The organism is Herbiconiux sp. VKM Ac-1786, assembly GCF_015350805.1.
GTDB lineage: Bacteria > Actinomycetota > Actinomycetes > Actinomycetales > Microbacteriaceae > Herbiconiux.
On sequence record NZ_JADKSG010000002.1, the window covers coordinates 994,323 to 1,010,176 of the forward strand.

The following is a 15,854-nucleotide window of genomic DNA, read 5'->3' on the forward strand; positions in this document are numbered from 1 at the left end:
TTTCCACCTACTCCTGGTCGCCGGAAGACGACGACGCAGACGGAGCCGACGACGCAGACGGAGCCGACGACGCAGCCGACGGCCGGCGCATCCGCACCGCCACCAGCACGATCCCCGCGCCGAGCGCCAGCACCGCGAGCGGGATCGCGGCGAGCGCCCCCGACACGTCGGCACCGGTCGCCGCGAGCGACCCCTTGCCGCCACCCGCACCCGGCGCCGGAGCGGCGGTCGGAGCAGTGGTCGGCGGCACCGGGCTCGCTGTCGGCGTCGGCGTCGGCGACGGGTCGACACCCGGGCGGATCGCCGAGAGATCGTTCGACAGCGACGCCGTCACCGAGGCGATGGCACCGAGGTTGATGCCGAGCGCCTCCGTGCTGATGTTGTCGATGTCGTCGCCCGCACCGTGGTAGTTCGGGTCGTACGCCTCACCGGCCGTGCCGCCGAAGAGCTCGGCCTCGGCCGCGGTCTTGATGTCCTCGGCACCGGTGAACAGGCCGGAGGCCGGCACATCGTTGTCGATGAACGCCTGGTAGTCGCTGCGGCCGTCGAAGTTCGTGCCCTGGTGCGCCTGTCCGATGCCGTCGAAGTAGTCCGTCAGCGCCTTCTCGGTCGCGATCGAGCCTTCGGGGATGTTGACCGCCGGGTCGACCTCCGTGTCGGAGCCGTCGGCGTCGTAGACGCCGATGATGTAGTTCGGCGAGCCGACCATGTCGAAGTTGAGGTAGGTCGCGATCTTGCCGAGCTCCTCCTCCGGCAGGCTGTAGACGTACTCGGTCGAGCCGACTAGGCCGACCTCCTCCGCACCCCACCAGCCGAAGCGCACGGCGTGGTCGAGCTGGCCCGACTCGGCGAGCTGCACGGCGGTCTCCAGGATCGCCGCCGATCCGCTGCCGTTGTCGTTGATGCCGGGGCCCTCGGGCACCGAGTCGAGGTGCGCGCCGAGCATGACGACGTTCTCGTGGTCGTCGGCGTTCGGCGTCTCGGCGATGATGTTGAAGGTGTCGACGGTGGTGGTCGTCTGCTCGATGGCCAGGTCGACGAGGGCCGGGCCCGCGGCGATCGCCTCGAGCGCCGCCGCACCCTCCTCCGGAGTCAGTCCGACACCGGGGATCAGTCCGTCGACCGGGTCGCCGAAGGTGCCGTTCAGCGCCCCGGCCTCGCTGTTGTAGACGAGGATCGCGACCGCGCCCGCGGCTCCGGCGGCCAGCGCCTTCTCCGAGAACGCGCAGGTGCCGCGGCTGACCACGGCCACCTTGCCCGTGGCGTCGACGCCGTCCCAGGCGGCCGCGTCGCAGCCGAGCGGCGTGGCCGGGGCCACCAGCTCGGCGTCGACGATGCCCCCGTCGGGCGTGCTCGGCGTGAACTCCATCAGCACCCGCTCCGGGGTCGCGGGCGTGAGCTCCCCCGTCGCGGGGTCGTACGCGCTGGCTGTTCCGAGCAGGTCGATCGAGAAGGCCTGCACCGACTGCGTCGTCGCCTGGAAGTCCTGCCGCACCGGCTCGTAGCCGGCCTCGCGCAGCACGCCCTCGATGTACTGCCCGCTCTGCTCGTAGCCGTCGGTGCCGATGGCGCGGGTGTCTCCGTTGACGTCCGCGATCTGCTGCAGGGCCTGGAGGTGGCCCATCACGGCGTCGACCGTGACCCGATCCTCGAGATCGGACGGATCGACGGCGTACGCGGCCGAGGCTCCGAAACCGGCGACCCCTGCGACCATCACCCCCGTTCCGATCCCGATCGCTGTGAGTCTCCGATGACGTCTGATCACGTGGTTCTCCCCTGAGTGGCGTGAAGTGTTTCCGGAAGGCTACCCCCATGGAGGGGTCATCGAGCAAGGGGTAACCTGATGGAAACATCACGAGGAAGCCGGCCATGAGCGACGACCCGACGAAGATGGGCAACCAGCCCTCCCTGACCACCTCCACCGGCACCATCTGGCTCGTGGTGGGTGGCATCATGGCGGCCATCTCGGTGGTGCTCCTGCTGGCTCTGCAGCAGGTCGACTCGAGCGGCGTGGCCCTGCTGGGCGTCGTGCTGATCGTGCTCTCGTACCTCGTGATGGTCGAGGCGCGCCTGCTGATGCGCAACCTGCACCGGCGCCTGATCGTGCTGGCCACCTTCTTCGGCGTCATCGCCGTGCTCGCGCTCGTCTTCGTCGTGCTGATCGGCATCACCGCCGTCGACTGAGGGTCGGGCGACCGCCCGATGGCCGCCGAGCAGACTTTGTGTAACAATCAGGCATGCTCCCCGCCCTGGCCGTCCTCCTGGCCGCCGTCTGCTTCGGCACCACGGGCACGGCGCAGGCGCTCGCCCCCGAGGGCGCCGACCCGCTCTCGCTCGGCGCGGCGCGCATCCTCGTCGGGGGCACGCTGCTGGCCCTGATCGCCCTCGGCTCCCGGATGCGCGGCCGCACCCCGGGGCCCCGCCCGACCCCCGGGCGCCTCCCGGCCGCCGGCCGGCTCCCCTCCTGGGCCCTCGTCGCGATCGGCGCCCTCGGTGTCGTGGCCTACCAGCCGGCCTTCTTCGCCGGGACGAGCGCCAACGGCGTCGCGATCGGCACCGTGGTGGCGCTCGGCTCGGCCCCGGTGGTCACCGGACTCCTCGTCTGGCCGCTCACCCGCCGGGCACCGGGGGCCCGCTGGCTCGTCGCCACTGCCATCGCACTCGCGGGGGTCGTGCTGATCAGCGGCGTTCTCACGCCGCCGGGTGCCGGCAGCGCATCCGGAGTCGCCCTGCCCGGCCTGCTGGCCTCGCTCGGCGCCGGACTCTCGTACGCGGTCTACACGCTGGCGAGCAAGGCGCTGCTCGAGCGCGGCGTCACGACGAGCGGCACGATGGGCGCGGTCTTCGGGGTGGCCGCGGCCATCAGCCTGCCCCTGCTGCTCGCCACCGACGGCAGCTGGCTGCTCACCCCGGGCGGCCTCACCGCGGCCCTCTGGCTGGGCGTCGTGACGACCGCCCTCGCCTACGCGCTCTTCGGCTGGGGCCTCGCCCGGATGCCCGCCGCGACGGTCGCGACCCTGACCCTCGCCGAGCCGCTCACCGCGGCGCTGCTCGGCACCCTGCTGCTCGGCGAGACGCTCGGGCCCGTGGCGGCGGCGGGGCTGGCGGTGCTCGCCGCGGGCATCCTGCTGCTGACGCTGCCGGCGAGGAGCTGGCCCGTGGCTCGGCCCTGAGCCAAGGGGCCTGGACTCAGGCCCGCACGAGCGCGTGCTCGAGCGCCACCCACGGCAGCATCGCGCACTTGATGCGGGTGACGTAGCGGGAGACCCCGCCGAGGGCGACCGCGTCGCCGAGCAGCTCCTCGTCGCCCTCGACGGCGCCCTTGGACTGCATCAGCTCCCGGAAGGCGTCGATGCGGCGGGTGAGCTCGTCGGCCGGCAACTCGTGCACGAGGTCGCTGAGCAGCGAGGCCGAGGCGGTCGAGATGGAGCAGCCCTGGCCCTCCCAGCTCACCGAGTCGATGACACCGTCGGCACCCCGGTGCACGTTCAGCGTCACCTCGTCGCCGCAGGTCGGGTTGACCTGGTGCGAGGAGCCCGCGGCGCCCTCGCGGAGGCCGTAGCCGTGCTTCTCCTTGGAGTGGTCGAGGATGACCTGCTGGTAGAGGTTCTCGAGCTCGCGCGAGGCCATCACGCCACCCGGAAGAAGTCGCGCGAGTCGGCGACGGCCTGGACGGCGGCGTCGATCTCGTCGGCGGTCGTGTAGAGGTAGCCGCTCGCCCGCGTCGTGGCGGTGATGCCGAAGCGCCGGTGGATCGGCTGCGCGCAGTGGTGGCCCACCCGCACGGCAATGCCCCGGTCGTCGAGGAACTGCCCGACGTCGTGCGAGTGGATGCCCTCGACCACGAAGCTCGCGAGCCCGACGCGCTCGGCGCCGGCGTCCGGCCCCAGCACCCGCACGCCCGGAACGGCGCGGAGGCCCTCGGCGAGCCGGCGGCCGAGCTCGGCCTCGTGGGCGGCGATGCGGTGCATCCCCACGCCCCGCAGGTACTCGACGGCCCGGGCCAGCGCGATCACCTGCGAGACGCGCTGGGTGCCCGCCTCGAAGCGCATCGGCGCGGGCAGGTACGACGACTCGGTGAGCCCGACGGTGGTGATCATCGACCCGCCGGTGAGGAACGGCGGCAGCGCGTTCAGCAGCTCGGATCGGCCGTAGAGCACGCCGATCCCCGTGGGCGCGAGCATCTTGTGCCCCGAGAAGACCGCGAAGTCGACGTCGAGCGCCGTCAGGTCGAGCGGCAGGTGCGGCGCCGACTGGCAGGCGTCGAGCACGGTCAGCGCGCCCACGGACTTCGCGAGGGCCACGAGCTCGGTCACCTTGTTGACCCCGCCCAGCACGTTCGAGACGTGGCTGAAGGCCACGAGCTTCGTCTGCGGGCCGATCAAGGCCGCCGCCTCGTCGAGCCGCAGGGCGCCGTCGTCATCGACCCCGATGACCTTCAGCGTCGCGCCGGTGCGGAACGCCAGCTCCTGCCAGGGCACGAGGTTCGCGTGGTGCTCGAGCTCGGTGGTGACGATCTCGTCGCCCGGGCCGATGCGGAACCGGGCCGCCTCGGCTCCCCCGCGCCCGAGCGACGCGTTGGAGATGCCGTAGGCGATGAGGTTGATGCCCTCGGTGGCGTTCGAGGTCCAGACGATCTCGTCGTCGGCGACGTTCACGAAGCGGGCCACGGTCGCCCGCCCCTCCTCGAACAGCTCGGTCGCCTCGCCGGCCAGGGTGTGGGCCCCGCGGTGCACGGCGGCGTTCGACTCCTCGTAGTAGCGGCGCTCGGCGTCGATCACCGATCGCGGCTTCTGCGAGGTGGCCCCCGAGTCGAGGTAGACGAGCGGATGCCCGTTCACGCGGCGGCCCAGGATGGGGAAGTCGGCGCGCAGCAGCTCCACCTCCGCGTCGCTCAGGCCGGGGGTGGTCGTGATGTCGTCGATCGTCACAGGTGCCTCGGGGTGCTCGGGTTCCGTCTGTCGTCACTGGGTGCAAGCGCCGCGACGGACGCTTCATTCCACCGTCGCCGCACGCTCAGCCACTACGCAGAAGAGGCCCGGTCAGATGACCGGGCCTCTTCGTCTTGTTGCGGGGACAGGATTTGAACCTGCGACCTCTGGGTTATGAGCCCAGCGAGCTACCGAACTGCTCCACCCCGCGGCACAAGAAGAAACTCTAGCACACGATCGGAGTGGTCGTCACCACCGGCCGCTACTGCGACGCGGCGATGGCCCGGTCCACGGCCTCCTTCAGGCGGGCGTCGGCCTCGCCGTAGGCGGTCCAGTCCGCGGCCTTGAGGGCCGCGTCACGGTCGGACAGCGCCTGCTGCGCGTCGGCCAGCGCCTGGGTGAGCGCGGCGTCGCCGGTCAGGGTGGGCGCCGGCGTCGAGGTGCCGGGGTCGGTGGTGCCGGTGCCCGGGTCGGTGCTGCCGCCGTCGGTGCCGCCGTCGGTCGGGATCTCGGAGGTGCCTCCGCCGCCCGTGTCGTCGGTCGGGATGACGTTCTCGTCACCCGCGTTCGCTCCCGAGTCGCCGCCGAACAGCAAGTCGAGCGCGCCGTCGAGGGTGTTCTCGAACGCGATCTTGTTGCCGAACGACACCAGCACCTTCTGCAGCAGCGGGAAGCTCGTCTCACCGCGCGACTGCACGTACACCGGCTGCACGTAGAGCAGACCGCCGCCGACCGGCAGGGTGAGCAGGTTTCCGCTGATCACCTGGCTCTCGCCCTGACGCAGCAGGTTCAGCGCCGAGCTGACCGCCGGGTCGGAGGAGAAGCTGTTCTGCACCTGGCCGGGGCCCGGGATCGTGTCGTCCTTCGGCAGCGTGAGCAGCCTCAGCTTGCCGTAGTCGCCGGACTTCTCCCCGTCTGTGCTGCCGGCGTTCGCGTCGACCGCGAGATAGCCGGTCAGCACGTTCCGGGAGGATTCCGCCGACTGCTGGGTCGCCGGGATGAAGGTCGAGTACAGCGAGTAGGACGGATCGTCCTGCGTCGGCATCTGCAGCGTCAGGTAGTACGGCGGCTGCAGCGTCGGGCTGGTCGAGGAGGACGTCGGGTCGTTCGGCGTCGTCCAGGCGTCCTCCTGCGAGTAGAAGGAGCCCGCGTCGGTCACGTGGTACTGGCCGAGGATCGACCGCTGCACCTTGAACAGGTCGGCCGGGTAGCGCACGTGGCTCATCAGCTCGCCGCTCATGTCGCTGATCGGCTTCACCGTCGACGGGTAGATCTTCTGCCAGGTCTGCAGCAGCGGGTCGTTCTCGTCCCACGCGTAGAGCGTGACCGAGCCGTCGTAGGCGTCGACCGTGGCCTTCACCGAGTTGCGGATGTAATTGATGTCGTCGACCGGGTAGGCGGGCGTCGGCGTGTAGGTGTCGGCGATCGACGAGCTGAGCGACTGCACCCGCGAGTACGGGTAGTTCGCCGAGGTCGTGTAGCCGTCGACCACCCAGACGACCTTGCCGTCGACGACCGACGGGTAGGGGTCGGAGTCGATCGTGAGGTACGGAGCGACCTTCGAGACGCGCTCGGCCGGGTCGCGGTCGTAGAGGATCTGCGAGTCGTCGTTCACGGCGTCGGAGAGGAAGATCTGCTCCGACTGGAACTTCAGCGCGTAGACGAGCCGCTTGAAGATGTTGTCGAGCTTCGGCCCGCCGTTGCCCTCGAAGGTCGTGTACGTCTGCGACGCACCGTCCTCGCCCGACGGGTAGTCGAGCTCGATCTGGTCGGAGCCCTCCGGGCCGCCGACGATGGAGTAGGCGGGCGAGTTCTCGCCGAAGTAGATGCGCGGCTCGAAGTCGCCGAGCTGACCCACCGAGGGGATGCCCGACTCGATGAACACGGGCTGGCCGTCTCCGGAGCGCTGGTTGCCGAAGGCCGCGACGACGCCGTAGCCGTGGGTGTAGACGACCGTCTGGTTGTACCAGGTGGCGGAGGAGCCGAGCGCGTCGATGTCGATGTCGCGCACGGTGACCACCGCATCCTGAACCTGGCCGTCGATGTCGTAGCGGTCGACGTCGAGGTGGTCGGGGAACTGGTAGTACTGCCGGAACTGCTGCAGCTGCTGGAACGACTTCGTCACGAGGGCGGGGTCGAGGATGCGGATGTTCGCGGTCGTCGCCGCGTCGTTCCGGAGCGCCCCGGGCTCGGCCGTGGTGGTCGCCTCGTAGGGCGTCTCCTCGACGTCGGCGACCCCGTAGGCGTCACGCGTCATGTCGATGTTGCGCTGGATGAACTCCTGCTCGAGCGTGCGCTCGCTCGGGTCGACCTGGAAGCGCTGCACGACCCAGGGAGCGAGCGAGCCCAGGATGAGCGCGCTCACGATGAGCAGCGCGGTGCCGATGATCGGCAGACGCCAGCGGCCGATCACGGCGGCCACGATGAAGAGCACGGCGACGAGCACCGCGATGCCGGCGAGGATCTGCAGGCCCGGGATGGTGGCGTTGACGTCGGCGTACGACGCACCCGTGATCAGCCCCGAGCTGTTGGCGAGCGTGGCGAACTGGTCGAGCCAGATGCTCACGGCCTGCAGCAGCAGGTAGATGGTGGCGGTGACGGCCATCTGGATGCGCGCGATCTTCGAGATGCGCACCTCCCGCTGCGAGAAGCGGATGGCCCCGTAGAGGTAGCTCGTGGCGATGGCCGCGAGGCCCGCCACGATGACGACGGCCGAGGCGAAGCCGACGGCTCCGCGCCAGAACGGCAGGTCGTAGATGTAGAAGGAGATGTCGAGACCGAACTGCGGGTCGGTCTGGCCGAACGCGGTGCGGTTCAGGTACTGCAGGGTGAGCTGCCAGCGCGAGGCGGTGGCGACACCGGCGAACAGGCCGAGCACGGCCGGCACGCCGAAGGTGGCGAGGCGGCGGAGGGGCTCGATGACCTGCTGGTAGCGGTCGAGCTGCGAGTTGAGCTTCGCGTAGACGGGCCGCCAGCGGAAGGCGATCTCGATCGAGGCCCAGACGGGCACGGCCATGGCCACGAAGCCCACCAGGAACATCACACCACCGGCGAGCCACTGCGTCGTCAGGACGCTGAGGAAGCCCAGCTGGTCGTACCAGAGGATCTCGGTGTAGAGGGTGGAGAAGACGAAGAAGAGTATGGCGAGCACGACCACGATCGCTATGGCGATCGCGAGAGTGACTCTCGAACGTCGTGCGGGCTTCTCTGCTGTTTGGGAAGTCACGTATGCCTCTGGCTCGCTGTGCGGTGTCCATCAATCTTAGACAATGGAATCCTAGGCAGGGCTGGCTGAGGGTATGCCCGACGTGACCGGGGGCTCAGCTGCAGGTGGGCAGCGCCGCGGTGTCCCCTCCCGTGGAGACGGCGTCGAGCACCGCGAGCGAGTCGTCCAGCGTCGACACCGCGAAGACCTGCAGGCCGTCGGGCACGTGCCCCACGACCTCGTCGCAGTTCGAGGCCGGAGCGAGGAAGTAGTCGGCCCCGGCGTCCTTCGCGCCGACCATCTTCTGGCGGATGCCGCCGATGGCGCCGACCTCGCCCGCCTGGTCGATCGTGCCGGTGCCGGCGATGTCCTTGCCGCCGTTCAGCTCGCCCGGCGTGAGCTTGTCGATGATCCCGAGGGCGAACATCATGCCCGCACTGGGGCCGCCGACGTCGTTCAGCTGGATGTCGACCGTGAAGGGGAACTCGAAGTCGTAGCCGGCGCTGATGCCCAGTGCCGGAGCATCCGTCTGCTCGGAGATGACCGGGGTGATGGCGACGGTCTTCTCGGCGCCGCCGTCGCTCGCCTTGACCGTCAGCTGCGCGGGAGTGGAGGTGCCGTTCGCGGCGAGCGCCGCCCGCAGCGCGTCGACGTCGGGGACCGCCTGGCCGTTCACGGCGAGGATGGCGTCGCCCGCGTCGAGCTGGCCGGCGGCGGGGCCGTCGGGGTCGAGGCCGGCCACGGTGACCTCGGTGGTGTAGGCGATGCCGAGGTTGGACAGGGCGGCCGCGACGGCCTCCTTCTGGCTGTCGACCATGAGGGCGGCGTTCTGCTCGTCGCGCTGCTCGGTGGTGACGGTCGGCGGGTAGACGGCGTCGATCGGGATGACGGCGCGTGAGCTGTCGAACCAGGCGGAGAGGATCTCGGCCCAGGACGGCCGCTGCTCGGGCGTGCCCCGCACCGAGACGGTGAGCATGTCGAGTGTTCCCGCCGTGGGATAGGTGTCGGCGCCCTCGATGGAGATCAGCGGCACGTCCTCGCCGTCCTGCTGCTGGCTGCCGAGGGTGTCGAAGACCGGGCCCGGCTGCTCGATGACGTACGGGGCGGGCAGGAAGCTCATCACGAGGCCGAGCACGAGGGCGATCAGCAGCACGGTCCACCCGGTGCGAATGCGGCGGGACGGGCGCGACCGCGCGTCGTCGGGTTCGAACAGACTCACGGAATCCTCTCGCTGTCGGCACTCGGGTGGCTGTTCGCCACGGGCGCACGCAGCAGCGCTCAAGCTTATGGGAAAACCCAGCCTGGGCGGTGGGCCACCGGTTAGCGTAGGAGCACTATCTGACAGCCCGCATGGAGGACACCGTGAGCGACGAGAACCGCGACCAGCCGGAGGACGAGTTCCGCGACATGCTTCGGCAGTTCCTCTCGGGCAACTCCGACATCGACCCCTCGAAGCTGGCCTCGGCGGCCGGTCTGCCGTCCGATCCGGCCGCCGTGTCGCAGCTCATGGCGCAGCTGCAGAACGCCATGCAGGCCTCGGGTGACGGGGTCGACTGGAGCGTCGCCACGAAGCAGGCGCAGGAGATCTCGGCCGCCGGCAGCCTCGCCGTGACCGACCAGACGAAGGCGCAGCTCGACCAGGCCCTGCACATCGCGACCCTCTGGCTCGACGAGGTCACCGGCCTCTCCGACTCGGCCGTGGCGCCCCGCCTGATGACCCGTCAGGAATGGGCCGCCACCACGGTGCCGGTCTGGACCCAGCTGGCCGAGCCGGTCGCCGAGTCGATCGCCGACTCCCTCACCGACGTGCTGCAGAACCAGGCGCCCGAGGAGATGGCGGGCATGATCGCGGGCGCCAGCCAGCTGATGCGCAACCTCGGCGGCACCCTGTTCGCGATGCAGCTCGGCCAGATCGTCGGCCAGCTCTCGAAGGAGGTCGTCTCCGGCGGTGACGTCGGCATCCCCCTGCTCGAGGAGGGCCAGGCGGCGCTCGTCCCGCAGAACATGGCCGAGTTCGGCGAGGGCCTCGACATCCCCGACGACGAGGTGCAGCTCTACCTCGCCATCCGTGAGCTCGCGCACGCCCGACTGTTCCGGCACGCGCGCTGGCTGCGGCTGCACGTCATCTCGTCCATCACCGAGTTCGCCAAGGGCATCTCGATCGACACCGAGCGGCTCGAGGAGCTGGCCGGCAGCTTCGACCCCTCGAACCCGGAGGAGCTCAAGCAGGCCATGGCGAGCGGCGCGCTCATCCCGCCGAAGACCGAGCAGCAGCAGCACGCCCTCGCCCGCCTGGAGACCACGCTCGCCCTGATCGAGGGCTGGGTCGACACCGTCACCGCGCAGGCCTCGGTGCGGCTGCCGCGCTGGAACTCGGTGGCCGAGACCGTTCGCCGCCGCCGCGCCTCGGGCGGCCCCGCCGAGTCGGCGTTCGGCGCCCTGATCGGCCTCGAGCTGCGGCCCCGTCGCCTCCGTGAGGCGGCCGCGATGTGGCAGCAGGTGACGGATGCGGTGGGCCAGGAGCAGCGCGACGCACTCTGGTCGCACCCCGACCTGGTGCCCACGATGGCCGACATCGACGACCCGGCGGCGTTGATCGCCCGACTGCAGGCCGGCGAGCCCGAGCCCGACGAGATGGACCAGGCGCTGGAGGATCTGCTGCGCGAGGAGGAGTCGCGGGGGGATTCGCCTCAGGGGGATTCGCCTCAGGGGGATTCGCCTCAGGGGGACTCGCCGCGCGACGACGATCAGCCGCCTGTCGTCTGAGACCACTCCTGCACCGGCCGGGTGCGTCGATCGCTTCGGCGAGCGGGTTGTTGATAACCGCTCGCGGGGCTGATCGAGGCGACAGGATGCCCGCATGGCACTCCGACTCTCCCCGTCCCATCCGCTGGTCTGGCGCACGCCCGACGAGGTGCAGTTCGGGGTCGAGCATCCGCTGCTGAGGCTGCGCGGGCTCGACGCCGAGCAGCACTTCCTGCTCGGGCTGCTGCAGAAGGGCGTGTCCCGGCCGGTGCTGGGTGCGCTCGCCTCGTCGCAGGGCATCGCTCCCCCGGCGGTCGATGCGCTGCTCGCCTCGGTCACGCCGGCACTGGAGCGGTCGCCGCCGCCTCGATCCGCCGCGCTCGACGGGGTCGCGGCCGAGGTGCGCGGTCACGGCACACCGGTGCCGGCCATCGCCGCGCTGCTGCGTCGCTGCGGGGCCGTCACCGCGGCACCCGGTGTCGCGCCCGCGTTCGGGGTGCTGGTCTCGCACTATGCCACGGCGCCGCGCCGGGCATCCGTGTGGCTGCGCGACGACGTGCCGCACCTGCTGGTCGAGTTCGGCGACCGCTCGGTGCGCATCGGGCCGATGGTCGTCGGCGGCACCTCGGCATGCGCCGCCTGCCTCGAGTTCGCCCGCGCAGAGGCCGATCCGTGCTGGCCGGCACTCGCCTCGCAGCTGGCCGGCCGTCAGGCGCTGACGGCGGATGCGGTGGGCACTGCGATCGCGGCCGGCCTCGTCGTCGACGCCCTGCTCGAGCACTGCTCGGCCACGGCGCGGGGCTCACCCAGCCCCTGGCCGGGTCGGGCGTTGCGGGTCCGACCCGCTGCGCTGCTCGAGCCGGGCGGGGTGAGCGTGGAGTCGGTCAGTCCGCATCCACGGTGCGGATGCCGGTCTCTGCCAGGAAGCGCGACGCCGTCCTCGCCGCCCCACGCCGGATCCCGGCCGCCGCCCAGGAGAGCTGCAGCCGTTCCCGCGCGCGGGTGATGCCCACGTAGAGCAGCCGCCGTTCCTCGTCGACACCCTCGAGGCCGGAGGCGTAGCTGATCGGCAGCAGGCCCTCCGAGACACCCACGATGAAGACCACCGGCCACTCCAGGCCCTTCGCCGAGTGCAGGGTGGCGAGCGTCACGGCACGCACCGTCGGCTCGTGCTGGGAGGACTGGCGCTCCATCAGCTCGTCGGTGAACTGGCGGAAGGTGGTGCCGGCCGGCATGCTCTCGGCGAGGCCGATCAGCGCGTTGAGCGACTCCCAACGGTCGCGCACGGCGCCGACACCCTCGGGCGGAACCTGGGTCCAGCCGCGCGAGCGGAGCACGTCGCTGACCGACTTGAAGAGCGGCTCGTCCGAGATCGAGACCGAGGCGGCGCGCAGCTCCATCACGGCGCGCTTCACGTCGGGCTGGTCGAAGAAGCGGGTGGCGCCGCGCAGCTGGTAGCTCACACCGGCGGCGGTGAGGGCCTGCTCGAGCGGGGCCGACTGCGCGTTGATGCGGTAGAGCACCGCGATGTCCTGCGGCGGGGCGCCGGACTCGACGAGGCGGGCGATCTCGGCGGCGACGCCGGCCGCCTCGTCGAGGTCGTGCCGGTAGGCGGTGACGGTGGGCTCGGGAGTGCTGTCGGCCACCGCCTCCGAATCCCGCACCGCCGAGTGCAGGGTGAGGGCGCCGGGGCGGCCTCGCATGAGGCGGTTGGCCGAGGCCACGATCGGCGGGGTCGAGCGGTAGTTCTGCTCGAGGGTCACCACCGTGGCGCTGTCGTGCCGGCGCGGGAAGTCGAGCAGGAAGTCCGCGCTCGCCCCGGCGAAGGAGTAGATCGTCTGGCTCGCGTCGCCCACCACGCAGAGGTCGCGGCGGTCGCCGAGCCAGAGCTGGAGGAGGTGGTGCTGCAGCGGGGAGACGTCCTGGTACTCGTCGACCACGAAGAACCGGTACTGCTCCCGCACCTGGATGGCGACCGACGGCTCGATCTCGATCATCCCCGCGGTCGCGAGCAGCACGTCCTCGAAGTCGAGCTGCCGGCGCTCGTCCTTCAGCGCCTCGTACCGCTCCTGCAGCTCGATCATCTGCTCCATCGAGAGGTTGGAAGGCATCGTGCGCACGGTGCGGGCCTTCAGCTCGTAGTCGGCGAGGGAGAGGTTAGAGACCTTCCGCCACTCGATCTCGGCGGCGACGTCGCGAAGGGTCGCCGTGTCGACCCGGAGGCGCAACGTCTCGGCCGCGTGCGCGATCGCCCGTGCCTTGTTCTCGACGATGCGGGGCGCCTCTCCCCCGATGACCTGCGGCCAGAAGTAGTTCAGCTGCGACAGCGCCGCGGCGTGGAAGGTGCGCGCGGCGACGCCGCCGGCGCCGAGGGGCCGCAGGCGCGAGCGCAGCTCCGCGGCGGCGCGCGAGGTGAAGGTCAGCGCCATCACGCGGTTCGGCGAGTACACCCCGGTCGCGACCCCGTACGCGATGCGATGCGTGATGGCGCGGGTCTTGCCCGTGCCCGCACCGGCGAGGATGCAGACCGGCCCGAGCAGCGCCCGCGCCGCGATCCGCTGCTGCGGATCGAGGGCCTCCAGCAGCTCCTCCGACGAGGTGCCGATCATCCCTCGTCCGAACCGCTCGGCACCGGTCGCTCATCGGCCGCCGAGTCGGCCGGCAGGGCCACGGCCGACGCGGTGTCCCGCGGCAGGAGGGGGCCGCCGTACCAGCGCTCGATGATCGCGCGGGCGATCGACGAGGGCCCGGGCAGCAGGATGCCGTTGTCCGGGTCGACGATCTCCTCGCGGCTGAACCAACGGAGGTCGATGATCTCGTCGCCGTCGGGCCGCTCGCCGGCGGCGCCGTCCTCGGCGACGCGCGCCATGAACCCGACCATCAGCGACGCCGGGAAGGGCCACGGCTGCGAGCCGACGTACTCGGGGTCGGCGATGACCACGCCCGACTCCTCGGCGATCTCGCGGATGGCGGCCGCCTCGAGCGACTCCCCCGGTTCCACGAAGCCCGCCAGCAGCGAGTAGCGGTTCTTCTCCCACAGCGCGTTCGACCCGAGCAGCAGCCGCTCCTCCGCGTCGACGATGCCGACGATCACGGCGGCATCGGTGCGCGGGAAGAGCTCGACGCCCTCGACGGTGCAGCGCCGAACCCAGCCGCCGCTCTCGACCGTGGTCGTCGCGCCGCAGCGCGGGCAGTGGCTGCTGACGGCGTGCCAGTTCATCATCGCGAGGGCCTCGGTGAAGACTCCGGCGGCGCTGTCGTCGAGCTCGGTCGCCACGAGACGGAGGTTGACCCAGGCGGCGCCCGGGCGTTCCGCGACGAGGGCGTCGGCACGGGCATCCGGAACCGTGATCGCGAAGATCGGGGCACCCGTCGGCCGGTCGTCGGCGTCGAGCAGGATGCCGAGGTAGAGGCGCACGGCGCCGGTGACGCCGTCGGTGCCGCTGACCGGCTCGCCGCTCGGCTCGTCGCCCGGTTCCTCGGCCAGTTCGTCGGGCCGCAGAAGGGCCAATTCGGTGCGGCGGTTCGCCGGGGGCTCGCCGAAACCGTCCCAGCCCTCGGGGTCGGAACCCGTCGAGGCGAGCGCGAGGCCGCGGTTCAGCACGAGCACGCGGGCCCGGTCGGAGGACCAGAGCCGGTCGAGGGCGGCGGAGTCGGAGCGGGTGTCGTGGTCCCGGTCGATGCGGTGCCGGGACAGGGGCAGCGAAGACGGGAAAGCGCGGGACATGGTTGACCAATCGTGCGTGGCGAAAGCCTGTGCGGGAGCCTGCCCGCCGTACCCTGGAAAGCATGGCGAGATCCCACTTCACTCTAGCCGCGCTCGCGACCTCGGCAGTCGCCGGGGCGGACATCGTCGCGACCCGCCCGCTCTCCACGAACACCGTGGGCCGCTTCGACTCGGCGGTCGTCACGCTGCGCTCGGGCGACGAACTGGTGGTGCGGGTGCCGCGCGACGACGACGCGGGCTCGGAGCAGTCGCGCGACCTCGTCGCCCTGAACGCCCTGACCCCCGGCGTCCGCTCGCGCCTGCTCTTCCACGTGCCGGCCTTCATCGGCCAGACGCCCGTCGGCGACACCCGGGCCGTGGTCTACGACTACATCCCCGGTCGCCCCGGGTCGCTCGGCGACGTCGGCGGCGAGGAGAGCGCGTCCGACTCGATCGGGCGGGCGATCGCGGGCATCCACTCGCTGCCCACCTCGGTGGTGTCGGATGCGGGGCTGCCTTCGAACTCGGCCGGCCAGATCGCCGCCACCTCCCGCAAGCTCACCGACCGCGCCGCGGCGTCGGGCCGCGTTCCGAAGGAGCTGCTGACCCGCTGGTCGCTGGCACTCGAGGACAGCGCGCTCTGGCAGTTCCAGCCCACGGTGGTGCACGGGGCGCTCGCGCCGGAGTCGTTCCTGATCGCGGCCGACCAGGTCACGGGCATCCTGAACTGGCACAACCTGCGCGTCGGCGACCCGGCGCTGGACCTGTTCTGGCTCAACTCGGCGACCCACATCGAGAGCGCCGACCGCGTCTACGCCGCCTACGCGCGCGCCGTGACGAAGCCCGCCGACCACCAGCTGCGCAAGCGCGCCCGGCTCTACGCCGAGCTCGAGATCGCGCGCTGGCTGCTGCACGGCGTGGACAGCCGCGACGAGGCCATCATCGCCGACGCCGAGAGCATGCTCGCGGGGCTGCACGCGACCGTGCAGAGCGACCTGCTGAACCCGCTGTCGACCGACACGGGTCAGATCATGGGGCTCGAAGACGTGGAGGCGCTGCTCGACCGCACCCCCGTCTCGGGCGGGGTCGCCGCGGGTGCTGCGCGCCCGGGCTCGGGCCTCGGCCCCCTCTCGACCGACCACGCGAACCGCATCGCGGAGGACTGACCTCCCGCCCGCCCCACGCCTGACCCGAGGGCGCACGCTCGTACGCGACCGAAGGAGAAACGGGCCCTCGCCGACCACTATGGCGTCGGAGGGCCCGTTTC

Annotated in this window: 11 protein-coding genes and 1 tRNA gene; 4 read left to right on the forward strand and 8 right to left on the reverse strand. The window is 71.3% G+C overall.

Features of this window, described 5'->3' with window-relative positions:
* Positions 1 to 7 precede the first annotated feature (7 nt).
* Positions 8 to 1,714, reverse strand: a complete 1,707-nt coding sequence (locus tag ITJ64_RS15690; RefSeq protein ID WP_194681651.1) for a M28 family peptidase — start codon at positions 1,712 to 1,714, stop codon at positions 8 to 10.
* A gap of 155 nt (positions 1,715 to 1,869) precedes the next feature.
* Here ITJ64_RS15690 and ITJ64_RS15695 point away from each other — a divergent pair, with 155 nt between their 5' ends.
* Positions 1,870 to 2,184 (forward strand): hypothetical protein, encoded by a 315-nt coding sequence (locus ITJ64_RS15695; protein ID WP_194681652.1) that lies wholly within the window; start codon positions 1,870 to 1,872, stop codon positions 2,182 to 2,184.
* A 53-nt stretch (positions 2,185 to 2,237) separates the two neighbouring features.
* Complete coding sequence (locus ITJ64_RS15700; protein ID WP_194681653.1) at positions 2,238 to 3,173, forward strand: DMT family transporter; 936 nt, start codon at positions 2,238 to 2,240, stop codon at positions 3,171 to 3,173.
* Between the two features lie 16 nt (positions 3,174 to 3,189).
* Here ITJ64_RS15700 and sufU read toward each other — a convergent pair whose 3' ends face one another.
* The 5 genes from sufU to ITJ64_RS15725 form a co-directional block, all read right to left on the reverse strand.
* A complete protein-coding gene (gene sufU, locus ITJ64_RS15705) occupies positions 3,190 to 3,630 on the reverse strand; it encodes a Fe-S cluster assembly sulfur transfer protein SufU (RefSeq protein ID WP_194681654.1) in 441 nt (146 codons plus the stop codon).
* On the reverse strand, positions 3,630 to 4,931 hold the full coding sequence (locus ITJ64_RS15710) for a cysteine desulfurase (protein WP_194681655.1): 1,302 nt from the start codon (positions 4,929 to 4,931) through the stop codon (positions 3,630 to 3,632). Before ITJ64_RS15710 ends, sufU begins: the two co-directional genes overlap by 1 nt.
* A 137-nt stretch (positions 4,932 to 5,068) precedes the next feature.
* Positions 5,069 to 5,142, reverse strand: a tRNA-Met gene (locus tag ITJ64_RS15715).
* A 51-nt stretch (positions 5,143 to 5,193) separates the two neighbouring features.
* Positions 5,194 to 8,157 (reverse strand): UPF0182 family protein, encoded by a 2,964-nt coding sequence (locus ITJ64_RS15720; RefSeq protein ID WP_370545215.1) that lies wholly within the window; start codon positions 8,155 to 8,157, stop codon positions 5,194 to 5,196.
* A 94-nt stretch (positions 8,158 to 8,251) separates the two neighbouring features.
* Positions 8,252 to 9,355, reverse strand: coding sequence for a PDZ domain-containing protein (locus ITJ64_RS15725; RefSeq protein ID WP_370545216.1), 1,104 nt, complete (start codon positions 9,353 to 9,355; stop codon positions 8,252 to 8,254).
* 143 nt (positions 9,356 to 9,498) lie between these two features.
* Between ITJ64_RS15725 and ITJ64_RS15730 the strand changes: the two genes are divergently transcribed.
* Complete coding sequence (locus tag ITJ64_RS15730; RefSeq protein WP_370545217.1) at positions 9,499 to 10,902, forward strand: zinc-dependent metalloprotease; 1,404 nt, start codon at positions 9,499 to 9,501, stop codon at positions 10,900 to 10,902.
* 863 nt (positions 10,903 to 11,765) lie between these two features.
* On the opposite strand, the gene ITJ64_RS15735 is transcribed toward ITJ64_RS15730, so the two are convergent.
* The gene (locus ITJ64_RS15735; RefSeq protein ID WP_194681656.1) at positions 11,766 to 13,490 is read right to left on the reverse strand and encodes an ATP-dependent helicase; all 1,725 of its coding nucleotides are present in this window, start codon (positions 13,488 to 13,490) and stop codon (positions 11,766 to 11,768) included.
* Complete coding sequence (gene nudC / locus ITJ64_RS15740) at positions 13,487 to 14,608, reverse strand: NAD(+) diphosphatase (protein ID WP_194681657.1); 1,122 nt, start codon at positions 14,606 to 14,608, stop codon at positions 13,487 to 13,489. The genes ITJ64_RS15735 and nudC overlap by 4 nt, the downstream gene beginning before the upstream one ends.
* 62 nt (positions 14,609 to 14,670) lie before the next feature.
* On the opposite strand from nudC, the gene ITJ64_RS15745 reads away from it, so the two are divergent.
* On the forward strand, positions 14,671 to 15,753 hold the full coding sequence (locus tag ITJ64_RS15745) for a phosphotransferase (RefSeq protein WP_194681658.1): 1,083 nt from the start codon (positions 14,671 to 14,673) through the stop codon (positions 15,751 to 15,753).
* The last annotated feature ends 101 nt before the right edge of the window (positions 15,754 to 15,854 follow it).